The sequence below is a fragment of the uncultured Flavobacterium sp. genome, from assembly GCF_963922255.1.
Classification (GTDB): Bacteria; Bacteroidota; Bacteroidia; order Flavobacteriales; family Flavobacteriaceae; genus Flavobacterium.
In genome coordinates this window covers 175,852-200,213 of sequence record NZ_CAWUIC010000003.1, presented here as the reverse complement: position 1 = coordinate 200,213, position 24,362 = coordinate 175,852, and the positions used below count along the sequence as shown (strand labels likewise).

Below are 24,362 nucleotides of genomic sequence, written 5' to 3'. Positions count from 1 at the left end.
GAGCTCCAGCCTTCCAAGCTGGTTGTCGCGAGTTCGAGCCTCGTCTTCCGCTCTTAGTTTTACTGAATAATTTTTATTGCGGAAGTAGCTCAGTTGGTAGAGCTCCAGCCTTCCAAGCTGGTTGTCGCGAGTTCGAGCCTCGTCTTCCGCTCTTCAAAAAAAGCCTAACTTTCTAAGTTAGGCTTTTTTGTTTATTTTAATTCATTCAATTCGGTTTCAGTTTCAATTTCAATAGGATTTTCATTTTGTTTGAATAATCTAGCTGTCAATTCACCTTTTAATTTGATTGAATTTCCAGAAACCTCAAGCCAACTTCCTTCTCTTAATCCCAAAACGGGTTGTGGATTGTAAAAATGAAATTCTTTAATTCTTGTTTCTCTTGTTTCACCCATATGTTTTGAATTAGTGTCTGGATCTAGATAATGTGGATTGATATTAAATGAAACTAATCCTAAAGCTCTAAAACTTGGAGGATAAACAACAGGCATGTCATTTGTTGTGCCAACAGTTAAACCACAAATATTGCTTCCAGCACTTGTTCCAAGATAAGGTGTTCCATTTTTAACTACTTTTTCAATTGTATCTAAAATATTATTTCTATACAATTCGTTTATCAAAACAAAGGTATTTCCTCCACCTGTAAAAATGGCTTCTGCATTTTCAATAGCTTCAATTGGGTTTTCAAATTCGTGAATTCCTTTTACTTTTATATTTAGAGAAGTAAATGCTTCACTAACTTTTTGAGTGTATTCAGTATGTGTTAGGCCACTTGGTCTTGCATAAGGAATAAACAATAGGTTTTTTACACCTTCAAAATGCTTTTTTAAAGTTGGAAGTAAATAATCTAAATAGTTGCCATTGTGAAGTGTTGAAGTACTCGCAATAATTATTTTTTTCATGAATTTAATATTTGTTTCTCTGAGATAGTTCTTTACAAATTTACATTTTTGATTAACATAAGTTTATAATCCTTTTACATTTTGTTATGAAATCAATCAATTATATTTACAAAAGATATTATTTGAATTTCTATGCATAAAAAACTACTTCTACTATTTTTATTTTTTCCTGTATTGATTTTGGCTCAAAATGATACCATAATCAAAGGACGAATCGTTTCTGAACTTAAAGAACTAGAAGGAGTTCATATTATCAATATTACCAATATTGCTGGTGCAGTTTCTGATAATGAAGGTTATTTTTCGATTAAAGCAAAAGCTTCAGACACATTATTGTTTAGTGCTGTTTTTTTGGAAAAGAAAAAACACATTATCACAAAAGAGGAAATGAAACAAAAACTCATTTTAGTTCCAATTGCACCTTCAACTGAATCACTTAGAGAAGTTGTAATTACTGAATATCCAAATATCAATGCAGTTTCATTGGGAATTGTTCCAGCAAACATAAAAACTTATACAAAAGCAGAACGAAAACTCAAAGCAGCTGGTGTATTCAAATGGTATAGTCCTTTATTAATTCCTTTAGGAGGAATGAGTGTTGATGGTTTGATAAATGCAATTAGTGGAAGAACTAACATGTTAAAAAAGGAGTTGGTTGTTGAAAGAAAAGAGTTTCTCCAAGAAAAAACCTTAGATTATTTTGATAATGAGTATTTAATAAAAACCTTAAATATACCTGAAGAATATGTTGATGGATTCATTTTTTATGTGGTGGAAGATGTGCCGTTTTCTAATGCTATGAAAATAAAAAACAAAACTCAAGCTACTTTTTTAATTCATCAATTAGCTGTTGAATTTTTAGAATTGAAAGAAATTCCATTAAAACCTGAAGACAGAAAGCCTACAGAAGTAGAACAATTAAATAAAGATAAAGATGAAAACTAAATTACTCATTTTAGGTTTATTAATATCATTTGTTTCTTTTTCTCAAATAAAAGAACGAGAACTTGTGGTTGGAAAGATAAAATCAGATTCTTTAGAAGTAGAAAATATCACGGTGTTTAATGTTTCTTCAAATATTGGAGCAGTGACAGATGTTGATGGTAAATTTTCAATAAAAATTAGAGAAAAAGATACTTTAGTTATTCAAGGATTGGCTTATTTGTCTGCAAAATACATTGTTCAAAAAACCGATTTGGATAGAGAAGTTTTAGAAATATACCTAAAAACTCGAATTAATGAATTAAATGAAGTTGAAGTTTCTCCATATACACTAACTGGAATTATAGAAGTTGACACCAAAAAAATCAAAACCTATAAACCAGATTTGAGCGGAATTGATTATTCAAAATTAAAACCCAAAGATATTTTAGACACAAGACCTGTTAATACTGCGATGCCTAATACTTTGGCTCCAACAACTTTTAATTTTATCGCTATTTTTGGTTTTATTGGAAAAGGAATTAAGGAATTAGTTGGCAGTGATAAAAATAAAATATCTGCTTCAGAGAAAGCTTTTAATGAGAAAAGATTAAAAGAAGTAGCTTCAAAACCTTTTGGAGAACATATGAAAGAACAGTTTTCAAATCATTTTTTTACTGATCAATTAAAAATTAAAAACGAAGATATTCCGATGTTTTTAGCCTTTTCTGAAACTTCAAATGAAGATTTAGTAGAATATCTTCAGCCAGAAAATCATTTGAAATTGATAGAATACTTAATTTCTAAAGCAGAAGCCTTCAAAAAACAATAAAAAGCAGAATAATATTTTATATTTGTAAAATGAAAAAGTTTTTGGTTACAACAGTTGTACTTTTTTTATCGTTTTCATTTACTTCGTTTTCTATACATAAGTTTTATATTGGAGTTTTTCAAGTAGATTATAAATTAGAAAAAAAAGAATTTCAAATTACGTCAAGAGTTTTTATTGATGATGTTGAAAAAGCTTTGGAAACCAAATATAAAAAGAAATTATATTTAGCTACTTCAAAGGAAAACAAAGAATCGGATGCTTTAATTGCAGAATATTTTAATGAAAAATTTAAAATTTCAGTCAATAATAAAACACAAGAAATGGTTTTTGTAGCCAAAGAATATGAAGATGATGTGTTAATTTGTTATCATACGATAAATTATTCTAATAAGATAAAGTTATTAGACATAAAGAACTCTATTTTGACGGAGCAGTTTTCTGATCAACAAAATTTATTACATATTAATATTAATAGTAACAAAAAGAGCTTTTTGTTTACTAATACTAATAAACAAGAAAAATTAGAACTATAATTACACTAACTAAATAACCAATGAAAACTAAATTATCATTACTTCTTTGTAGCTTTTTTGTTGTTTTTGGACAATTAAATGCTCAAGAAAAACAAGAAGACAAAAAAAGAGAGCCAGGTCATTATAACGAAAATAAATTTCGTCAAATGTATGATTTGTTGGCAACACCAAATATGTTCAGAACAGCTTCAGGTGCTCCTGGACCAGCTTATTATCAGCAACAAGCAGATTATAAAATGAACATTGAAGTGGATGATAAAAATGCTAAGTTATATGGTTCTGAAACCATTACTTACACTAATAATTCTCCTGAAGCATTGGAATATTTATGGGTACAATTAGACCAAAATATGCGTTCAAGAACTTCTCAAACTCCTTTAGTTGGTAATGAAAGAATTAGTCCAGCTTTGACTGAAGATAGATTCGCAAAAGAATTTATGGAAAAGGGTTTTGATGGGGGATTTAACTTAGAATATGTTAAAGATGCTAAAGGAAATCCAATGAAATACACAATCAATCATACTATGATGCGTATTGATTTAGATAAACCATTAAAAAATAAAGAAAAAGTTACTTTTTCAATAAAATGGTGGTACAACATTAATAACTACAGAGTAGATGGTGGTCGTTCAGGTTACGAAGAATTTGAAGACGGAAATCGTCTGTTCGTAATGGCTCAATTTTTCCCAAGAATGGCTGTTTATAATGATGTGGAAGGTTGGCAAAATATGCAATTTTGGGGAAGAGGTGAATTTGCTTTGGTGTTTGGTGATTATGATGTAAAAATAACTGTTCCTGCTGATCACATTATGGAAGCAACTGGTGAACTTCAAAACAGAAAAGATGTTTATACTGCAGAACAAATAAAAAGATGGGAAAAAGCTGAAAATACTTTTGATAAACCAGTAATTATTGTAACTCAAGAAGAAGCTGAAAAAGCTGAAAAAGGTTTTTCAGACAAAAAGAAAACTTGGCACTTTAAAGCTAAAAACGTTCGTGATTTTGGATTCTCAACATCTCGTAAATTTATGTTAGATGCAATGGCTGTTCAATTACAAACCGTTAAGCCAATGGCAATTTCTATCTATCCTAAAGAATCTAATCCGCTTTGGGGTGAATTTTCAACAAAAGCAGTTGCACAAACTCTAGTTACATACTCAAAACATACGTTTGATTATCCTTATCCAAAGGCAGTTTCTGTTTCAGCAGAAGACCAAGGAATGGAATACCCTATGATTTGTTGGAATTTTGGTCGTCCAGATAAAGATGGAACGTATACAGATAGAATTAAATACGGAATGATTGGTGTAATTATTCACGAAGTTGGACATAACTATTTTCCAATGATTGTAAACTCTGATGAAAGACAATGGACTTGGATGGATGAAGGGTTAAATACATTCTTAGAATATTTAACTGAATTAGAATTTGATGCAAACTTCCCTACAAGTAGAGGTCCAGCTGCTAAAATTGTTCCTTATATGAAAGGAAATCAAAAAAATATAGCACCAATTATGTCAAATTCTGAAAACATTTTTCAATTTGGTTCTAATGCATATGGAAAACCAGCAACAGGTTTAAATATTCTTCGTGAAACAATTATGGGTCATGAATTATTTGATCATGCTTTTAAAACGTATGCACAAAGATGGAAATTCAAACACCCAACACCAGAAGATTTTTTCAGAACAATGGAAGATGCTTCTGCAGTTGATTTAGATTGGTTTTGGAGAGGATGGTTCTATTCGACTGATTATGTTGATATTGGAATTAAAGAAGTAAAAGAATATTATGTTTCTCTTGAACCAACTTTAGAAATGAAAGACTATAAAATGAGAACAGGTCGTTTTACTTACAACGAAGGGCCATTTATTTACTTGGTAGATGAAAATCATAAAGAATTCGATAAGAAAAATAAAAAAGCATTTGAAGTTAAAGATGTAAAAATGTTGGATGATTATGTTAATGAACATTATACTGCTGAACAAAAACGTGATTTAAAAGCTCCTAAATTTTTCTATGAAGTAGAATTTGAAAAACCAGGTGGAATGATAATGCCAATTATTGTGGAGTTACAATTTGAAGATGGAACTTCTGAAACACAAAAATTTCCAGCTCAAATTTGGAGAATGAATAATGATACGGCTAAACGTGTTTTTGCAACAGAAAAGAAAATTGTAAAAATTCAATTAGATCCAAAATTAGAAACTGCTGATATTGATGTTGAAAACAACACTTGGCCAAAAGAACTTGTGAAATCTAAATTTGACGAATTACAATCTAGATAATCATACCTCAAAATAAAAAGTTAAACCTTTGTCAAAATTTCAAACTTTGGCAAAGGTTATTTTTTTCTTTGTAACTTTGCTTTTTAAAATTTAATTTTATTACCCATGTTCGGAATTGGAGGAGGAGAACTTTTCTTTATTATATTAATTTCAATTATGATTTTTGGTTCCAAAGGAATTCCAGATGTTGCAAGATTTTTGGGAAAAACTATGGCACAATTGAAAAACGCTTCCAACGAAATTAAAAGTGAAATTCAGAGAAGTGCAACCGAAAACGGAGTGGATATTAATTCAATGACTGGAGGAATTTCAGACGAAATTAAAAAAGCAAAAGAAGGAATTACTAAAGCAGTAAATCCTATGGAAAATACGATTTCTGATATAACTAAACCAATAGAGAAAGTTAAAGAAGATATTGAAAGCTTATCTGGACCTATAAAAAGACAACTATAATTTTGGAAGAACTATTAAAATTAGACAGAGAATTGTTTTCATACTTATATCTAATGGGTTCTGAAGACTATGATGCATTTTGGTTATTAATAACGAAACAAGTCTATTGGACACCTTTAATAATTGGAGTTTTATATTTAATCCAAAGAAAAATTGGTTGGAAAAACTTAGGAATTATAGTGGTTTTTTTAGCATTGCTAATTACGTTTACGGATCAAATGACTAATCTTGTAAAGCATACTTTTCAACGATTAAGACCTTCAAATGAAGTAGAATTAGGTTCAATAATGAGAAATCTAATTAAGAGAAATTCATACAGTTTTTTTTCGGGTCATGCTTCAAGTTCTATGGCTTCAACCATCTTTATAGTGTCTATACTTAGAAAACATTATAAACATACTTATTTATTGTTTTTGTTTCCTTTAATCTTCGCTTACAGTAGAATATATCTTGGACTACATTATCCATTAGATATTTTAGCAGGGTATGTTTTTGGAATAATAACGGGAACTATCTTCTATAAATTGTACACTATGTTTATGAATAAGTACATAAAAAATTAGTTTTACAAAACTCTAGTCACAGTAAGCCCATCTCTAATAGGTAACAAAACAGTTTCAACTCTTGGATCTTCGTTAATTAATTTATTGTACTCAACCAAGGTTTTTGTACTGGTGTCTTTAGGATTCAACTCTTCAATAACTTTACCACTCCATAATACATTGTCCGACAAAATTATTCCACCTTTATTCATCATAGGAACAATCATATTGTAATAATTGATGTAGTTTTCTTTGTCAGCATCAATAAAAACCAAATCAAATTTTTTATTCAAAGTAGGAATAATTTCCAAAGCATCCCCTAAATGAGATGTAATTTGATTCTTAAAACTTGATAATCCAAAATATTTTTCCTGTATTTCAACCAATTCTTCATTAATATCAACCGTATCTAAAGTACCTTCTTTTTGTAAACCTTCAGCCAAGCATAATGTTGCATATCCAGTATAAGTTCCAATTTCTAAAATATGTTTGGGATTGATGATTTTAGACAACATACTCAAAACTCTACCTTGAAAATGACCACTAAGCATTCTAGGTTGCATAATTTTTTGATGAGTTTCAATGTCTAATTCCTTTAAAAGTTGAGGTTCAACTTGGCTGTGTTTAGCAACATAATCTTCTAATTCTTCTGATATAAAGTGCATATATTAAGTATTCAAGTTTAGAAAAAGATTAGTTAAAAAAAACTCCTTTTCTTTTTCGGTTAAATTATTGTTATAAACTGATAAATAAAAAATTTTTCTATTTTTAAAGCCTATTAATCCATAAAATTCGTCTCTACTTAAACTTCTAAATTTATATAGTTGATAATTTTCATTATCAGTTGTTTTTAATTCATAGGTTATTCCAATTTCTTCCAAATATTCAATTTCTTTTGAAATACTGTTGTCGAAAAATTTTTTTCTATCAATAAAATTGCTTCTAGTCTTATTTGTTTTTAAATAGATACCTAAAATATTTTTATCATCTTTCAAATACAAAAAATAATCTCTTTTTCTATTTCCAAATTCTTCTTCATAATTTGTTTTCTTCCATTTTCCTTGTATTTGAATAGGTTGTATAAAATCATGAATTATAGTGATATCTTTATTTTGTAGATATTCTACTTCTGTATTTTTTATAATATTATCTGTGCTATTACAGCTATAAAAAACAAATAGAAGTAAGATTAGTGTCAGGCTAATTTTCCTCATTTGATTATAGTTTGACCAAATTTACAATTTTTAATTAATAATTTGACTTAAATTTGCACCATGCAAACGACAAAAAAGGACATAAGAGCATTAACCAAAGAACAACTTCGTGATTTTTTCGAAAAAAATGGAGATAAGGCTTTTCGTGGGAATCAAGTTTATGAATGGTTGTGGAGCAAACGTGCTCATACTTTTGAAGATATGACCAATGTTTCAAAAGAAACACGCGCTATGTTAGAAGATAATTTTGTAATCAATCATATAAAAGTAGATACAATTCAACGTAGTGAAGATGGAACGGTAAAAAATGCTGTTCGTTTGCACGATGGCTTAATTGTAGAAAGTGTTCTTATTCCAACAAAAACCAGAACTACTGCCTGTGTTTCTAGTCAAGTAGGTTGTAGTTTAGATTGTAATTTTTGTGCAACAGCTCGTTTAAAGAGAATGCGAAATCTAAATCCAGACGAAATTTATGACCAAGTTGCTGCCATTGATAACGAAAGTCGTTTGTATTTTGACAGACCTTTATCAAACATCGTTTTCATGGGAATGGGTGAACCTTTAATGAATTACCCAAACGTGATGAAATCTATCGAAATGATAACATCAAAAGAAGGTTTAGGAATGTCTCCAAAGCGAATTACAGTTTCCACTTCTGGAGTTTCTAAAATGATTAAAAAAATGGCTGATGATGAGGTAAAAGTCAAATTAGCGGTTTCACTTCATTCAGCTATAGAGGAAACCCGAAATAGAATTATGCCTTTTACCAAAAGTTTTCCATTGCCAGAATTACGTGAAGCTTTAGAATATTGGTACAAAAAAACAAAAAGTGCTATTACTTATGAATATGTAGTTTGGAAAGGAATTAACGATGATAAAGCCTCCATTGATGCTTTGGTGAAATTCTGCAAATACGTTCCATGTAAAGTTAATTTAATTGAATATAACCCAATTGATGATGGTGAATTTCAACAAGCTTCTGAACAAGCAACAGATGATTATATTAATGCTTTAGAGAAAAATAAAATAGTTGTGAAAGTCAGAAGAAGTCGCGGAAAAGATATTGATGCAGCTTGTGGACAATTGGCAAACAAAACATAAATTTAAATGAAGAACATTATTTTTCCTTTTAAGCTTCATTCAAATAGTCTATTTTTGTCCTTAATATGAAAATAGTTGAACAAATAAAGCTGCCTATCGCAAAGGAAATGGAACTTTTTGAAAAGAAGTTTCACGAATCGATGTCTTCAAAAGTCGCTTTATTAAATCGTATAACATATTATATCGTAAATCGCAAAGGAAAACAAATGCGACCTATGTTTGTTTTCTTAACTGCCAAAATGATTTCTGAAGGAACTGTAAACGAACGAACTTATCGTGGTGCTTCTGTAATCGAATTAATTCATACGGCAACTTTAGTACACGATGATGTTGTGGATGATAGTAATAAAAGAAGGGGATTTTTCTCTATAAATGCCCTTTGGAAAAATAAAATTGCCGTTTTAGTTGGTGATTATTTACTTTCAAAAGGATTATTACTTTCTATAGATAATAATGATTTTGATTTACTTAAAATAATTTCGGTTGCTGTTCGTGAAATGAGTGAAGGTGAATTACTTCAGATTGAAAAAGCACGAAGATTAGATATCACAGAAGATATTTATTATGAAATAATCCGACAAAAAACAGCTACACTTATTGCTGCCTGTTGTTCATTAGGAGCTTGTTCTGTTGCTCCAGAAAATATTGAAGTTGTAGAGAAAATGCGAAAATTTGGTGAACTAATCGGAATGGCTTTTCAAATTAAAGATGATTTATTTGATTATACTGATGATGCAATTGGAAAACCAACAGGAATCGACATCAAAGAACAAAAAATGACTTTACCTTTAATTTACGCTTTGAATAATTGTTCCAAAAAAGAGAAAAGTTGGGTAATCAATTCGGTAAAAAATCACAACAAAGACAAAAAAAGAGTCAAAGAAGTAATCCAATTTGTAAAAGACAAAAACGGATTAATTTATGCAGAACAAAAAATGGTGCAATTTCAACTAGAAGCACTTCAACTCCTACAAGATTTTCCAGAATCTGATTATAAAGCCTCATTAGTTTTAATGGTGAACTACGTTATTGAAAGAAAGAAATAGAGTTTTTACCAAAAAAATAAAATCCCAAATTCCAAAAGAATAAGGAATAATAATTCAACTTTAATTAGTAAAACATTGGAATTTGGAATTTAAAATATTGGAATTTATTTTCATTTACAACCATTTTAAATTCATTCTCGTCTATGTTAATAGAAGACCAATTCTAAATTCAGAATTCTAATTTCTAAATTAAAAAATGAAGGTAATACAATTACATCAACAAGAAAAAGAACTCATTCAATTGGCTGTCGAAAACAACCGACAAGCACAACATCAATTGTATACTAATTTTTCTCCAAAGATGTTAAGTGTTTGTCGTCAATACATAAAAGATGTGCATCATGCTGAAGATGTAATGATAACCGCTTTTATGAAAGTGTTCACCAATATCAAAAAATTTGAACATAAAGGTAGTTTTGAAGGATGGATTAGAAGAATTATGGTAAATGAATGTATAGATTATATTCGAGTCAAGAAAAACAACTTCAATCATCAGAATATTGAAGAAACAGTTTTGCCTAATGATTTTTCAGAAGAGCAAGATTTTTCAACAGAAGATATTCAATTGCTAATAGATAATTTGCCAGAAGGTTGTAAAATGATTTTCAATCTTTATGTAATTGAAGGATACAAACACAATGAAATAGCCAAGATGTTAAAGATTAATGAAGGGACATCTAAATCACAGTTAGCTCACGCACGAAAATTATTGCAAGAGCAAATTAACAAACTAAAAAACAGTCAAAATGCAGTTAGATAATTTTGAAAAACAAGTCCAACAAAAACTAAGCAATCGCGAGATGAAGCCAAGTGCAAATTCTTGGGACAGATTAGATGCTATGTTAAATGTGGAAGAAAAACCAAAGAAAAAAGGTTTTTTCTTGATAAATATTGCGGCCTCATTTATTGTATTGGCTTCAATTGGATATTATTTCTATAATCAAAATGAAGTTCTAAATCCTGTTAAAGAAGAAACTATAATTGTTGAGGAGAATTCAGAATTCAGAATTCAGAATTCAGAAAACAAAGAAGATAATACGGAAAATATAGAAAGTGTTAAAGAAGTTGTAGTTGAAAATAACAATCTTATTAAAAAGAATAAAAATAGTTCAATTGGAAAACAACAAGTAGTTATTATTTCTGAAACCAAAAATCAAAAAGAAGTTTCGATCATCAATCAACAAATAACAAACAATAACCAAAATGTTATAGCTGAAAATAATAAAACTAGTAATCAAAATACAGAACCTACAACTCCTAAATACATTTCAGCAGAAAAATTATTAGCTGAAGTAAATAATACAAAATACAAAAACAAAAATTCGGAGAAAGAAGTAAAGCGAACAAGAAAAGGAATTTCTGTAAATCCAAATGCATTGTTGTCAAATGCAGAAACAGAAATATATCAATCTTTTAGAGAATCCGCTTTAGAAAAATTAAATAAAAACTTCAATTCAATAAAAACTGTTTTAGCGAATAGAAATTACGAAGACGAATTATAATAATTATCAATCATTAATCAAAAAACGAAAATCATGCAAAAAATTATTTTTTACACAGTCATTATTCTTGTTTCTTTTGTAGGAAAAGCAATCGCACAAGAAAAAACATTTGAAGAAAGAGCCAAAGAAATTGGAAATCAAATCGAAACAATCACAAGTGAAGAAAAAAAAGCCCTTAGAGTCGAAATTGAAGCAATTGATAATCAAATTATCGAAGGGAAAATTACCAAAGAAAAAGCAGACGAACTTAAATTAAAAATAGCAGAAGAAAGAGCTTTAAATATTGAAACAAAAGTCGCTATAGAAGAAGAAAAGTTAAACCAATTGATCCAAGATAAAGTGGATGGAAAAGTTAAAAATGAATTAGATTCTTCATCTGTTAGAATAGGAAAAAGATTCGTAATTAAAATAGAAAACGACACCGTAGATAGAAAACCAAGAGAATACAAAGAAAGAAGAACAACTTCACAATTCGTTTTTGCATTAGGATTAAACAATCTAATTACAGAAGGTGAAAGTATTGAAAAATCAGACTTTCGAGTAGCAGGATCTCATTTTTATGAATGGGGTTTAACTTATAATACAAGAATTCTAAAAAACGCTAATTTACTTCATGCAAAATATGGTTTTTCTGTAATGTACAATAATCTTCGTCCAACAGACAATAGATTGTTTGTTAAAAACGGAAATCAAACAGAATTGCAAACAGCTACAGTTGACTTAAAAGAATCTAGATTACGAAATGTACAATTGGTTTTTCCACTACATTTAGAATTTGATTTTACACCAAAAAAACTTTCAAAAGATGGAACAAAAACATACTTCAGAACACATGAATCTTTTAGAATTGGCTTAGGTGGTTATGGAGGATTTAATATCAAGTCAAAACAAATTACCAAATACGAATTAGATGGTGATAAAGTAAAAGACAAACAAAAAGGAGATTTTAATACTTCAAATTTTGTTTACGGATTAAGTGGCTACATAGGTTATGGTCAAACAAGTTTATATGTAAAATACGATATGAATCAATTATTCAAAGATAATGCAGTTGATCAAAACAATATTTCACTAGGTCTTCGTTTCGATTTTAATTAAATTTGAGTTAGTTATTCATACTTTCCTGCAAGGTTTTTATAATCTTGCAGGTTTTTTGTTTTATAACATTTCTACTTTGTATCTTTGGAAATCACAAACCAGAATAATGATTGCACAAGCTTCAATAGAAACCGTTTTTGAAACTGCTCGAGTAGAGGAGGTTATTGGTGATTTCGTAAATTTAAAACGTGCGGGCAGTAATCTAAAAGGATTAAGTCCTTTTGTAGATGAAAAATCTCCTTCGTTTATGGTTTCTCCAGTAAAGCAAATTTGGAAAGATTTTTCAAGTGGAAAAGGAGGGAATGTAGTTTCGTTTTTAATGGAACACGAACATTTTACTTATCCAGAAGCGATACGCTATTTAGCAAAAAAATATAATATTGAATTAGAAGAAACTATTCAAACTGACGATGATTTGGCTATTGCAAATGAAAAGGAAAGTATGTATTTGGTTTCTGAATTCGCCAGTAAATACTTTCAAGATATTTTATGGAATAATGATGAAGGTAAAGCAATTGGTTTAAGTTATTTCAAAGAAAGAGGATTTACTTCTGAAACTATAAAAAAATTCAATTTAGGATATTCTCCAGAAAGTTGGGATGCTTTTACCAAAGAAGCTTTAGGAAAAGGGTATAAATTAGAATTTCTTGATAAAACAGGTCTTTCCATAGTAAAAGAAGACAAACAATTTGACCGTTTTAAAGGTCGTGTGATGTTTCCTATTCAAAGTATGAGTGGTCGAGTTCTAGGTTTTGGAGGTCGAATTTTAACCAATGATAAAAAAGCAGCCAAATACTTAAATTCACCTGAAAGTGATATTTACCACAAGAGCAAAGTGCTTTACGGAATTTATCATGCCAAACAAGCCATTGCCAAACAAAATAATTGTTATTTAGTTGAAGGTTACACCGATGTAATCCAATTCAATCAAGCTGGAATTGAAAATGTAGTTTCTTCCTCTGGAACTGCTTTAACTCCAGATCAAATACGATTAATTAATCGTTTAACACCAAATATTACTGTTCTTTTTGATGGTGATGCTGCTGGTTTGCGAGCTTCAATTCGTGGAATTGATCTAATTCTAGAAGCTGGAATGAACGTTAAGGTTTGTACATTTCCAGATGGTGATGATCCAGATAGTTTTGCAAAAAAGACTTCTTATGAGAATTTAGTGCTTTATTTAGAGGAAAATGCTAAAGATTTTATTCAATTTAAAGCCTCTTTATTGATGCTTGATGCAAAGAATGACCCTATCAAAAAAGCAGATTTGATTCGAGATATGGTTGTGAGTATTTCAAAAATTCCTGACAGAATTAAGAGAGAAATCTACATTCAAGAATGTGCTCGAATAATGGATATTTCTGAAGATGTATTGTTTAATACTCTGGCTCAATTAGTAAAAAAAGATATTTCAGATGCTAACAAGCAATTTAAGTCTGAACAAAAAGCATTTGATGTAGTTAAAAATGAATTAGTAAATCAACCATCAAAAGTTGATATTCAATATGAATTAGAACATCAAATTATTCAAATTTTACTTTTATATGGAAATATTGAAGAAGAGTTTGAAGATGTTGTGTATAAAGCTAATGAAGAAGGTGAATTGTATGAACACAAAGAAATGAATTCATACAAAGTCTATCAAAGGATTTATTTAAGTTTACAAGAAGATGAGATAGAACTGGCTAATCCAATTTTTGCAGCTATATATAAAGATATTATTGACTTTTATAATAGAGCAGAACAATTTGATATTGAACAATATTTGCAACAAATTCCAGAAGAAATCGCACAAGAAGTCACTTCAATTTTAATGAATGAAGAAAGAGAAGTTATTCATAATTGGGAAGGTCAACAAATTATAGTTAAACTTAAAGAGCAATCCATATCTCAATATGTTACAGAGACTATCTTAACTTTAAGATGGTATTTGGTGAACAAAATTATTGACGAACTCAAAACAGATATTGTTCAGCAAAATCAAGACGATAATACCGAAATTTTATCTATGGTAAGAGACTACTTAGGTTTAACTAATGTGTTCTCAAAAAAATTAGGAAGAGTAATGAGTAGACATCATTAAACCAACTGAAAAGATTTAGCTTTATTGATTAAATCAATTAAATTAGTAACATTTAATTTATGTAATAAACGCAATTTATAAGTGCTAATTGTTTTTTCATCTAAGCCTAGAGTTTTAGCAATTTCCTTATTCTTTTTACCATCAGCTAAATATTTCAAAACTTCAATTTCTCTAGAAGAAAGTTTTTTGTGGAGTCTTTCACTATTTTTAGAATCGTTTTGAGCTAATTTTTTGACAGCTTCACTAGTGTAAATGTTTCCCATAGCAACTGATTTAAGAGCTGTTCCTAAATCTTTCATGCTTACATTCTTTTCTAAATATCCTCTAACACCAACTTTCAAAGCATTGTTGGCATAAAGTGTTTCAGAAACATTTGAGAAAATAACAAATTTGGTACTAGGGTAATCCTTAACTAAAATTTTAACATCTCTTATACTCGATAAGCCGTTCAATTCGATGTCTAAAATAACTAAGTGAACCACTTTATTGTCTAGTAGTTCATGAAGGTCTTCTAAAGAAGACACGTGTCCCATAACATCAAAATCAACAGAATCTTTAAAGTATGATTTTATGCCTTGATAAATTACAGGATTATTATCAGCGACGCAAGTTTTAATCATTTTATTTATTATATGTATAAGTAAAGATATAAAAAAATGTAATATCTTTAATAATAAGTAAGCTTTATTTTAAATTCTGTGGGATTTTACACACAGGAATAGGTTGCATTTTATGTTGGTTAAGAAAATTCAGTCGTTTGTAGATTTTAAATACAGTCAATTCTCGGTCTGTAAAGTCATTTTCGGTTTTTCCTTTTTCAATAGCAGCCATTGCCCATTCTAATTCGTCGTAGTTCGCTCCAATTTGATCTTCATCACTTCGGTCGTCACCAAATAAGCCATCAGTAGGTTTTGCCGATAATATACTTTGAGGAACTTGTACATGTTTTGATAACATGCGAACTTCACTCTTTAACAAATCTGCAATCGGACTCAAATCTACACCACCATCACCATACTTTGTGTAAAATCCAACACCAAAATCCTCCACTTTGTTACCAGTTCCTGTTACTAAAAAACCATGAATTCCAGCTAAATAGTACAGAGTTGTCATTCGTAGACGAGCTCTTGTATTCGCTAATGATAGATTGTAAGCCGCTTCATTTTCAGAATTTGGAACACTATTTTTAAAAGTTTCAAAAGTAGGAGTTAAATCAACTCTTTCATTCGTAACATTGGGAAATCGTTTTTTTAATTGATCAATATGTTCATTGGCTCTGTCAACATGACTTTCTGCTTGATGAATGGGCATTTCAACGCATAAAGTAGGTAATCCTGTTTGCGCACAAAGCGTTGAGGTTAAAGCACTATCAATTCCACCTGATATTCCCACAACAAAACCCTTTACTTTTGCGTTATTAGCATAGTCAAGCAACCATTTAACTATATAATTGTTGATTTTTTCGGCTTGAAATTGAGTAGAATCTGTCATCATTTATGAAATAATTTATACTATTAAATGTATATTTGCAGCTTTATTTATTTTCCATAAAAATATAATTTTTTTTACAATGAAGAAGTATTTCTTTTTATTTATTGCCTTTCTATTTTTAATGTCGTGTAAAAAAGAATCTAAACAAGAAGTTGATGTTTCAGCAATTCCGGTAAGTTTTACGGTGGAACGTTTTGATCAAAAGTTTTATACATCTGAACCACAAGACTTATCCAAATTAAAAAGTGAATATCCATTTTTGTTTCCAGAGATTTATGCTGATACTGTTTGGACTAATAAATTAAAAGATCCTATTTCAAGAGAATTGTTTAACGAAGTTCAAAAAAAATATGCTTCTTTAGGTAAACTAGAACCGCAAATTGAAGATTTACTAAAACACGTAAAATATTATTATCCTGAAAAGAAAACTCCTAGAGTTATTACTGTTATTACAGAAGTTGATGTGGATGCAAAATCTATTTTTGTGGATGATTTTTTGTTTATTTCATTAGATTGTTATTTAGGTAAAGATCATCGATTTTATGAAACTTTTCCAGAATATATGCGTATTGAATTCGATGAATCTCAAATTTTACCAGACATTGTAAGTAGTTTTTCGTATGGAAAAATTGCTCCACCAAAAGACAGAACTTTACTTTCTTTAATGATTTATAAAGGAAAAGAATTGTATATGAAAGATTTATTAATTCCTGATGTAGCGGATAATGTAAAAATCGCTTACACTGAAGATAAATACAAATGGTGTGAAGAAAATGAAGCACAAATGTGGAGTTATTTTATTGAAAATAAATTACTATACGATACCAATCCAAAAAATGAACAACGTTTTATGAATGAAGCTCCGTTTTCAAAGTTTTATTTAGAAATAGATAATGAATCACCAGGAAGAGTTGGGGCTTGGTTAGGCTGGCAAATCGTTAGAAGTTATATGGAAAATCATCCAGAAGTTAAATTACAAGAATTATTAGCCTTGAGTGCCAAAGAATTATTTGAAGAATCAAAATATAAACCAAAGAAATAATGCCAAATAAGAAATCAGAAATAAAATTCCTAGTTGAATTAGACGAAAATAAAATTCCAGAAAAATTAAGTTGGACTGCCAAAGATGGTGGAATTGAGCTTGAAGAGTCAAAAGCAATCTTAATGTCTATTTGGGATAGCAAAGCTCAAGAAACGTTACGAATTGATTTATGGACTAAAGATATGCCTGTAGATGAAATGAAATTATTTTTTCACCAAACTTTAGTTGCAATGTCTGAAACATATCTACGCGCAACAGATGATGAGAAAATGACAGCAACCATGAAAGATTTTTGTGATTATTTTGCTGAGAAATTAGATTTGGTGAAGTAGTTTTTTTTAGATTCTGAAACAATCATTTCAGAATCTAAAAAATTATGGTTACACTAAAATTCATTCATATTTTTAAATACATCTTCGTTTACACCATCAATAAATTCAAGAATTTCATCTCTACCTGTTCCTTCTGTGGAAGAAGTAACGAAATATTGAGGAATTTCAGCCCAATTATTAGCCAATAATTGTTTCTTGTAGGCTGCAATATTTGATGCAATCTTCGACCTTCCAATTTTATCAGCTTTTGTAAAAATAATACAAAAAGGGACTTCTGTTTCTCCTAAATAAGTGATAAATTCTAAATCAATTTTTTGAGCTTCTAAACGAATGTCAATCAAAATAAAAGCACAAACTAATTGTTCTCTTTTTTCAAAATAATCTGTAATAAATTGTTGGAAAACAGCTTTGGTTTTCTTTGAAACCTTAGCATACCCATAACCTGGTAAATCCACTAAATACCAATTACTGTTGATTTTGAAATGGTTAATTAATTGAGTTTTTCCAGGTCTAGCTGAAGTTTTTGCCAATTTTTTTCGTTCCGTCAACATATTAATTAAAGACGATTTTCCTACGTTTGAACGACCAATAAATGCATATTCTGGTAAAGGCTCATTCGGACATTTACTCACTTCGGAATTACTTATTATAAATTCGGCTGTGTTAATTTTCATTATATGTAAAATAAAATTCCCCAATGATTGGGGAATAATGTTATAAGTTGTGTTTTTGTAACCATGTTAATAGAATTTCATTAAATTCTTCTGGTTTTTCCATCATGGCTGCATGACCACATTTGTCTATCCAAAATAATTCAGAATTTGGTAATAATTGATCAAATTCTTCTGCTACATTTGGAGGTGTTACTTTGTCATTTTTACCCCAAATAATACACGTTGGTGTTTCCATTTTTGGTAAATCAGCTGCCATGTTATGACGAATAGCACTTTTAGCAATTGTTAAAGTCTTAATTAATTTGATTCTGTCATTAACAGTCGCAAATACTTCATCAACTATTTCTTTTGTGGCAATTTTAGGATCATAAAAAACATCTTCAGCTTTTTTCTTAATGTATTCATAATCACCACGTTTTGGGTAGCTTTCTCCCATTCCGCTTTCATATAATCCAGAACTTCCAGTTATAACAAGTCCTTTCATCAATTCAGGATACATTTTGGTATGGTACAAGGCAATGTGTCCACCCAATGAATTACCCAATAAAATGACTTTTTCTAATTTTTTATGTACTATAAAATCATGAACAAACTTTGAAAATGCTTTTACATTTGTTTTTAAAATGCTCTGCGTATAAATAGGCAATAAAGGAATAATTACTTTATAGCCTTTTGAAGGTAAAAAATTGGCTACACCATCAAAATTACTCAATCCGCCCATTAAGCCGTGTAGTATAATAATTGGCGTTCCTTCACCTACTTCATAGTAGGTATACTTTCTTTCTTTCTTTAACATAAATAAATTTCGTATTAGAAATATGGACAAATATAAGACTTTTAAATATAGCTAAAAGCAATTTATCAATAATTTGGGCTACTTGTTATTTTCTTACAAAAATAACAGGCAAATGGGTAATTATTAGCTTATTAACAAATGTAAGCTTTGGTTAATAAGTTAAAATTACGGTTTTAATATAGTGCTTAATTTTATCAAACTCTTTGTGTTTATTCAACTTTTATGGTTTTTGAAAAAATCAAAATTTTCATTTCGTCCCATTTTTTAGCCAATTAGTGGATAAACTTATCAACAAAGTGGTAGATTGTGGTAAATAGTGGTAAAAAATTTATATTTTTGTCAGTATTAAAGTCAAAATCCCACTTGTGAGTACACTGATTGGAACATATGAATGTAAGGTTGATGCCAAAGGAAGGCTGATGATACCAGCTCCACTGAAGAAGCAATTTGCGTCTTTGGAGGAAGGTTTCGTTTTGAAGCGTTCTGTTTTTCAACCTTGTTTAGAGTTGTTTCCAATGGCTGAGTGGAATAAAATGATGGCTAAAATCAATAAGTTAAATCGCTTTGTAAAAAAGAATAATGATTTCATAAGACGTTTCACTGCTGGTGTAAAGGTGGTTGAAATTGATGCAACAGGAAGACTTCTGATTCCTAAAGATTTAATTGCTTTTGGTCAAATTGATAAAGATTTAGTATTGTCATCCGCTATCAATATCATTGAGATTTGGGACAAAACTTTATATGAAAACGCAATAGAAAATGCTACTGACGATTTTGCTGATTTGGCAGAAGAAGTAATGGGTGGCCAAAATGATGAAGAAGATGGGATATCATAATCCAGTATTATTGAAAGAAACAGTAGATGGATTAAATATCCATCCTGATGGAGTTTATGTTGATGTGACTTTTGGAGGTGGTGGTCATTCTAGAGAAATAATGTCTAGACTTGGTGTAAATGGAAAACTGTTTGCATTTGATCAAGATTTAGATGCATTGAATAATGCAATTGATGATGAAAGATTTACTTTGATTAATGAAAATTTCAGATTTATAAAAAGGTTCTTACGATTCCATGGTATAAAACAAGTAGATGGTATTCTAGCTGATTTGGGAGTGTCATCGCACCAATTTGATGTAGCTGAAAGAGGTTTTTCAACTCGGTTTGAAGCTGAATTAGATATGAGAATGAATCAAAAAGGAGAACTTTCGGCTTACCATGTAATTAATGATTATGATGAGGCTGCTTTGAAAAGTGTTTTATTAGAATTTGGAGAATTAAAAAATGGAGGAGCGATGGCAAATGTGATTGTTAATGCTAGAAAAGAAACTCCAATTAAAAATTCAGAACAACTGAAGCAAATCTTAAGTAAGTTTCTGCCAGGTCATAAAAGCAATAAGATTTTAGCTCAAATATATCAAGCTATCCGAATTGAAGTAAATCAAGAAATGGAAGCTTTAAAAGATTTTTTAACACAATCCTTAGAAATTCTTAAGCCTGAAGGAAGGTTAAGTGTAATTTCATACCATTCTTTAGAAGATAGATTGGTAAAAAGATTTGTAAGAAATGGAATGTTTGAAGGGGAACCAGAAAGAGATTTCTTCGGGAATTTTGAAGTTCCTTTTAAAACTATTGAAAAATTAATAGTTCCATCAGATGAAGAAATTGCAATAAACAATAGAGCAAGAAGTGCCAAATTAAGAGTTGCAGAAAAAAAATAAGTGTATGAAAGCAAATATTTACAGTTTGTTAAAAGCAAAATTTTTAGTGAGTGATGATTCATTAAAAAACTGGAAATTCATTGTTTTCTTAATTGTTTTGGCTATGGTGATGATTGCTAATAATCACAGATATGATGCTAAAAATTACAGAATAACTGAACTAACAAACGAAGTAAAAGAATTGCGTTCAAAGTTTGTAGATACTCGTTCTGATTTAATGAAGTTGAAAATGGAATCTACAATTACAACAAAAATGGAAGCAAGAGGTATTAGGCCTTCTGAAGTTCCACCGCAAAAAATAAAAGTTTTAAAAACAGAAGAAAAAGGAATAGTTAATAAATTATGGCAATAGAGGAAAAAAATAATTCAATGCGAATGTATTTAGTTGCAGGTGTCATGTTTGTGATAGCTGTTCTCGTTGTTATTAAGTTAACGAATATTCAGTGGGTTGATGGACCATATTACCGTCAATTAGCCAAAGATCTAACGGTTAAAAATTTTCAAATTCCATCCAATAAAGGAAATATTTATTCATCTGACGGAAGTTTATTAGCTACTTCAATTCCTCAATATACCGTTAGATTTGATGCATTGGCACCTAAAAAAGAAGATTTTGAAGAATATGTAAGTCCACTTGCTGATTCATTGTCTATTCTTTTGCAGAAACCAGCTGGTCAAATTTTATCAGAGTTAAGAAGGGCAAGAGCTTCTCAAAATCGATACTTATTAATAGCTAGAAAATTAAGCTATACAGAATACATGAAAATTAAAGGTTTTCCATTATTCAACAAAGGAACTTTTAGAGGTGGAATAATCACAGAACAAAAAACAGTTCGTGAACATCCAATAGGGAAAATTGCTGAAAGAACTATTGGTTACGAAAGAAAAAATGCTGATGGAAGTACAAATGGAAAAGGAATTGAATATGCTTTCAAGAAATATTTAGACGGAAGCAATGGTCATAGAATGATGCAAAAAATTGCAAAAAACCAGTGGAAACCGATTAGCGATGTCAATGAATTAGAACCTCAAGATGGTTATGATATTATCTCAACTATAGATGTATACATACAAGATATTGCGCATCATGCTTTGTTGAAACAATTAGAATATTACAAAGCAGATCATGGTTGTGTTGTGGTAATGGAAACTAAAACAGGTGAAGTTAAAGCCATTTCTAATTTAGGAAGAGACGAAGATGGAACCTATTACGAAACACAAAATTACGCTGTTGCAGAATCAACCGAACCAGGTTCAACATTTAAATTGCTTGATTTAATTGCTTTGTTAGATGATAAAAAAGTAGATACAAGTAAGGTTTATGATACGCAAGGTGGAGTTATAAAATATTATGGAAAATCGGTTCGTGATTCGCACAAAGGTGGTTACGGAAAAATTTCTTTAGCTAGAGGTTTTGAACTTTCATCAAACACGGTTTTAGTACAAGCAGTTTACGATAATTACAAAAATAATCCAAGTGAATTTGTAAATAGAATTGACAGTTACGGATTAAATAAGCCATTAGGATTACAGTTTATTGGAGAAGGAAAACCATTCATTCCTCAACCGGGTACAAAAGATTGGTCTGGAATTGCTCTTCCATGGATGGCTTATGGTTATGGTGTTTCAGTTACTCCTTTGCAAACATTAGCATTATATAATGCTGTGGCAAATGATGGTAAAATGATCAAACCATTTTTTGTAAAGGAAATTAAAGAATGGAATAAGTCCGTTCAAAAATTTGAAACAGAAGTTATCAATGAAAAAATATGTTCTGACGAAACACTTAAGAAAGTAAGAGCCGTTTTGCAAAATGTGGTAAAAAAAGGAACAGGTTCAAAACTATATTCTCCAAATTTTTCAATGGCTGGAAAAACAGGAACGGTTCAGATGAATTATAGAGATAAGTCTAAACTGTACTATGCATCGTCTTTTGTGGGTTATTTTCCTGCAGACGAACCAAAATATTCTTGTATAGTGATTGTGCATAAACCAGATGTTGCAGCTGGTTATTACGGAGCTGATGTGGCTGGTCCTGTTTTTAAACGTATTGCTCAAAAAATTTATACCGATGCTCCTTCTACAAACGAAGTAAAGCAATTAGACACTAAAATTCCAAGCCAAAATAAATCATACACTAAGCTATATAATTTAAAAATTGATGAAAATATAATGCCTAATGTCAAAGGAATGCCTGTGATGGATGCTATAGTTCTTTTGGAAAATCTAGGGTTAAAAGTAAAAGTAATAGGGAAAGGAAAAGTTTTAAAACAATCAATAGATAAAGGGCAAAGATTCAATAAAAATCAAGAAATAACATTAGAATTATCGTGAAAATTTTAAAAGACATATTATACAAAGTATCTATTGAAGCTGTGAAAGGGTCAACAGATATTGCTATAAATTCAATAGATTTTAATTCAAGAAAAATCTCTTTGAATGATGTCTTTGTTGCTATTAGAGGTACAGTTTCGGATGGTCATGATTTTATTGAAAAAGCCGTAAATCAAGGTGCTATTGCAATTGTATGTGAAGAATTTCCTGAAAAAATAATTAATGGTGTTACATATATTAAAGTAAAAAACACTAACGAAGCATTAGCTTTTTTGGCTAATAATTTTAATGATAATCCTTCTTCTAAATTAAGGTTAGTTGGCATAACAGGAACAAACGGAAAAACGACAGTCGCTTCTCTTTTGTATCAATTGTTCAAAAAGGCTGGTTACAAAGTAGGATTGCTTTCAACCGTAAAAATAATGGTTGATGAATACGAATATACAGCTACACATACAACACCAGATTCTTTGACCATAAATCATTATTTAAAGGAAATGGTGAATGAAGGTTGTGAATTTTGTTTTATGGAAGTAAGTTCACATGGAATTGACCAAAAACGAACCGAAGGGTTACAATTCGAAGGTGGTGTTTTTACCAATTTATCACACGATCATTTAGATTACCATAGCACTTTTGCTGAATATAGAGATGTTAAAAAAACATTTTTTGATAATCTGTCAAAAACAGCATTTGCACTTACAAATATTGACGATAAAAATGGAGCAGTAATGCTTCAAAACACAAAAGCCAGAAAATTAACTTATGCTCTAAAATCATATGCAGATTACAAAGCTCAAATTTTAGAAAGTCAGTTAACAGGATTGTTGTTAAAAGTAAATGAAAACGAAGTTTGGGTAAAACTTATCGGAAACTTCAACGCATATAATATGTTAGCCATTTATAGTGTAGCAATAGAATTAGGAATTGATAGACTTGAAGCATTACGATTATTAAGTGAATTAGAAAGTGTAGCTGGAAGATTTCAATTTATCATTTCAAAATCAAAAATCACAGCCATTGTTGATTACGCTCATACACCAGATGCACTTGAAAATGTATTACAAACTATTTCAGAAATCAGAACTAAAAACGAACAACTAATAACGGTTGTTGGTTGTGGAGGTGATCGAGATAAAACAAAACGTCCAATAATGGCCGAAGTAGCTTCAAGATTAAGTGACAAAGCTATTTTAACTTCAGATAATCCAAGAACAGAAATTCCTGAATTGATTATTGAAGATATGGAAAAAGGAGTTGAGCCTCAAAATTTTAAGAAAACAGTTTCAATCGTCGATAGAAAACAAGCTATAAAAACGGCTTGTGTGATGGCAAATGAAAACGATATCATACTAATTGCAGGAAAAGGGCATGAAAATTATCAAGAAATAAATGGTGTAAAACATGATTTTGACGATTTAAAAATAGTTACAGAATTACTAACCCAACTAAACAAATAGAA

At 29.9% G+C, this 24,362-nt stretch carries 26 protein-coding genes and 1 tRNA gene; 20 read left to right on the top strand and 7 right to left on the bottom strand.

Annotated features, from left to right (window positions below; all coding sequences use genetic code 11):
- Window positions 1-78 precede the first annotated feature (78 nt).
- A tRNA-Gly gene (locus AABJ49_RS04665) sits at window positions 79-151 on the top strand.
- 40 nt (window positions 152-191) lie between these two features.
- Here the strand turns inward: AABJ49_RS04665 and pepE are convergent.
- A complete protein-coding gene (gene pepE, locus AABJ49_RS04660) occupies window positions 192-899 on the bottom strand; it encodes a dipeptidase PepE (protein WP_338376446.1) in 708 nt (235 codons plus the stop codon).
- 132 nt (window positions 900-1,031) lie between these two features.
- Between pepE and AABJ49_RS04655 the strand changes: the two genes are divergently transcribed.
- From AABJ49_RS04655 to AABJ49_RS04630, 6 genes are all read left to right on the top strand, one after another.
- Complete coding sequence (locus tag AABJ49_RS04655; protein ID WP_338376445.1) at window positions 1,032-1,844, top strand: hypothetical protein; 813 nt, start codon at window positions 1,032-1,034, stop codon at window positions 1,842-1,844.
- On the top strand, window positions 1,834-2,652 hold the full coding sequence (locus tag AABJ49_RS04650) for a carboxypeptidase-like regulatory domain-containing protein (protein ID WP_338376443.1): 819 nt from the start codon (window positions 1,834-1,836) through the stop codon (window positions 2,650-2,652). Before AABJ49_RS04655 ends, AABJ49_RS04650 begins: the two co-directional genes overlap by 11 nt.
- A 29-nt stretch (window positions 2,653-2,681) precedes the next feature.
- On the top strand, window positions 2,682-3,185 hold the full coding sequence (locus AABJ49_RS04645) for a DUF6702 family protein (RefSeq protein ID WP_338376441.1): 504 nt from the start codon (window positions 2,682-2,684) through the stop codon (window positions 3,183-3,185).
- A gap of 20 nt (window positions 3,186-3,205) precedes the next feature.
- The gene (locus tag AABJ49_RS04640) at window positions 3,206-5,473 is read left to right on the top strand and encodes a M1 family metallopeptidase (protein WP_338376439.1); all 2,268 of its coding nucleotides are present in this window, start codon (window positions 3,206-3,208) and stop codon (window positions 5,471-5,473) included.
- Between the two features lie 105 nt (window positions 5,474-5,578).
- Complete coding sequence (locus AABJ49_RS04635) at window positions 5,579-5,926, top strand: twin-arginine translocase TatA/TatE family subunit (protein WP_338376437.1); 348 nt, start codon at window positions 5,579-5,581, stop codon at window positions 5,924-5,926.
- A gap of 2 nt (window positions 5,927-5,928) precedes the next feature.
- Complete coding sequence (locus tag AABJ49_RS04630) at window positions 5,929-6,489, top strand: phosphatase PAP2 family protein (protein WP_338376435.1); 561 nt, start codon at window positions 5,929-5,931, stop codon at window positions 6,487-6,489.
- 2 nt (window positions 6,490-6,491) lie between these two features.
- Here the strand turns inward: AABJ49_RS04630 and AABJ49_RS04625 are convergent, their stop codons facing one another.
- Together AABJ49_RS04625 and AABJ49_RS04620 are read right to left on the bottom strand one after the other, a co-directional pair.
- Window positions 6,492-7,133, bottom strand: coding sequence for an O-methyltransferase (locus AABJ49_RS04625; protein WP_338376433.1), 642 nt, complete (start codon window positions 7,131-7,133; stop codon window positions 6,492-6,494).
- 3 nt (window positions 7,134-7,136) lie between these two features.
- A complete protein-coding gene (locus AABJ49_RS04620) occupies window positions 7,137-7,682 on the bottom strand; it encodes a hypothetical protein (RefSeq protein WP_338376431.1) in 546 nt (181 codons plus the stop codon).
- A gap of 60 nt (window positions 7,683-7,742) precedes the next feature.
- Here AABJ49_RS04620 and rlmN point away from each other — a divergent pair, with 60 nt between their 5' ends.
- The 6 genes from rlmN (at window position 7,743) to dnaG (ending at window position 14,512) form a co-directional block, all read left to right on the top strand.
- Complete coding sequence (gene rlmN, locus AABJ49_RS04615) at window positions 7,743-8,783, top strand: 23S rRNA (adenine(2503)-C(2))-methyltransferase RlmN (protein ID WP_338376429.1); 1,041 nt, start codon at window positions 7,743-7,745, stop codon at window positions 8,781-8,783.
- Between the two features lie 65 nt (window positions 8,784-8,848).
- The gene (locus AABJ49_RS04610) at window positions 8,849-9,829 is read left to right on the top strand and encodes a polyprenyl synthetase family protein (RefSeq protein ID WP_338376427.1); all 981 of its coding nucleotides are present in this window, start codon (window positions 8,849-8,851) and stop codon (window positions 9,827-9,829) included.
- 196 nt (window positions 9,830-10,025) lie between these two features.
- Window positions 10,026-10,589, top strand: coding sequence for an RNA polymerase sigma factor (locus AABJ49_RS04605; RefSeq protein WP_338376425.1), 564 nt, complete (start codon window positions 10,026-10,028; stop codon window positions 10,587-10,589).
- A complete protein-coding gene (locus AABJ49_RS04600; RefSeq protein WP_338376423.1) occupies window positions 10,576-11,331 on the top strand; it encodes a hypothetical protein in 756 nt (251 codons plus the stop codon). The genes AABJ49_RS04605 and AABJ49_RS04600 overlap by 14 nt, the downstream gene beginning before the upstream one ends.
- A gap of 33 nt (window positions 11,332-11,364) precedes the next feature.
- Entirely contained in the window at window positions 11,365-12,429 is a 1,065-nt protein-coding gene (locus tag AABJ49_RS04595; protein WP_338376421.1) for a hypothetical protein, read from the top strand.
- A 106-nt stretch (window positions 12,430-12,535) separates the two neighbouring features.
- On the top strand, window positions 12,536-14,512 hold the full coding sequence (gene dnaG / locus AABJ49_RS04590) for a DNA primase (RefSeq protein ID WP_338376419.1): 1,977 nt from the start codon (window positions 12,536-12,538) through the stop codon (window positions 14,510-14,512).
- Here dnaG and AABJ49_RS04585 read toward each other — a convergent pair.
- Together AABJ49_RS04585 and nadE are read right to left on the bottom strand one after the other, a co-directional pair.
- Window positions 14,509-15,132 (bottom strand): response regulator transcription factor, encoded by a 624-nt coding sequence (locus AABJ49_RS04585; RefSeq protein ID WP_338376418.1) that lies wholly within the window; start codon window positions 15,130-15,132, stop codon window positions 14,509-14,511. The two genes, dnaG and AABJ49_RS04585, sit on opposite strands and share 4 nt — an antisense overlap.
- A gap of 64 nt (window positions 15,133-15,196) precedes the next feature.
- Window positions 15,197-16,003, bottom strand: coding sequence for an NAD(+) synthase (gene nadE, locus AABJ49_RS04580; protein WP_338376457.1), 807 nt, complete (start codon window positions 16,001-16,003; stop codon window positions 15,197-15,199).
- A gap of 79 nt (window positions 16,004-16,082) precedes the next feature.
- On the opposite strand from nadE, the gene gldB reads away from it, so the two are divergent.
- Window positions 16,083-17,045: a gliding motility lipoprotein GldB gene (gene gldB / locus AABJ49_RS04575; protein ID WP_338376416.1), complete on the top strand. Its 963-nt coding sequence runs from the start codon at window positions 16,083-16,085 to the stop codon at window positions 17,043-17,045.
- Complete coding sequence (gldC, locus tag AABJ49_RS04570; protein ID WP_338376414.1) at window positions 17,045-17,377, top strand: gliding motility protein GldC; 333 nt, start codon at window positions 17,045-17,047, stop codon at window positions 17,375-17,377. Before gldB ends, gldC begins: the two co-directional genes overlap by 1 nt.
- A 53-nt stretch (window positions 17,378-17,430) precedes the next feature.
- Here the strand turns inward: gldC and yihA are convergent, their stop codons facing one another.
- Complete coding sequence (gene yihA, locus AABJ49_RS04565; RefSeq protein ID WP_338376412.1) at window positions 17,431-18,051, bottom strand: ribosome biogenesis GTP-binding protein YihA/YsxC; 621 nt, start codon at window positions 18,049-18,051, stop codon at window positions 17,431-17,433.
- Window positions 18,052-18,091: 40 nt separating this feature from the next.
- Entirely contained in the window at window positions 18,092-18,847 is a 756-nt protein-coding gene (locus tag AABJ49_RS04560) for an alpha/beta hydrolase (protein WP_338376410.1), read from the bottom strand.
- Window positions 18,848-19,212: 365 nt separating this feature from the next.
- Here AABJ49_RS04560 and mraZ point away from each other — a divergent pair, with 365 nt between their 5' ends.
- From mraZ to AABJ49_RS04535, 5 genes are read left to right on the top strand one after another with little or no spacing between them, the layout of a single operon-like run.
- The gene (mraZ, locus tag AABJ49_RS04555; RefSeq protein ID WP_338376408.1) at window positions 19,213-19,683 is read left to right on the top strand and encodes a division/cell wall cluster transcriptional repressor MraZ; all 471 of its coding nucleotides are present in this window, start codon (window positions 19,213-19,215) and stop codon (window positions 19,681-19,683) included.
- On the top strand, window positions 19,670-20,566 hold the full coding sequence (rsmH, locus tag AABJ49_RS04550; RefSeq protein ID WP_338376455.1) for a 16S rRNA (cytosine(1402)-N(4))-methyltransferase RsmH: 897 nt from the start codon (window positions 19,670-19,672) through the stop codon (window positions 20,564-20,566). The genes mraZ and rsmH overlap by 14 nt, the downstream gene beginning before the upstream one ends.
- 4 nt (window positions 20,567-20,570) lie before the next feature.
- On the top strand, window positions 20,571-20,918 hold the full coding sequence (locus AABJ49_RS04545) for an FtsL-like putative cell division protein (RefSeq protein WP_338376406.1): 348 nt from the start codon (window positions 20,571-20,573) through the stop codon (window positions 20,916-20,918).
- Entirely contained in the window at window positions 20,909-22,900 is a 1,992-nt protein-coding gene (locus AABJ49_RS04540; RefSeq protein ID WP_338376404.1) for a penicillin-binding protein, read from the top strand. The genes AABJ49_RS04545 and AABJ49_RS04540 overlap by 10 nt, the downstream gene beginning before the upstream one ends.
- Window positions 22,897-24,360 (top strand): UDP-N-acetylmuramoyl-L-alanyl-D-glutamate--2,6-diaminopimelate ligase, encoded by a 1,464-nt coding sequence (locus AABJ49_RS04535; RefSeq protein ID WP_338376402.1) that lies wholly within the window; start codon window positions 22,897-22,899, stop codon window positions 24,358-24,360. Before AABJ49_RS04540 ends, AABJ49_RS04535 begins: the two co-directional genes overlap by 4 nt.
- The last annotated feature ends 2 nt before the right edge of the window (window positions 24,361-24,362 follow it).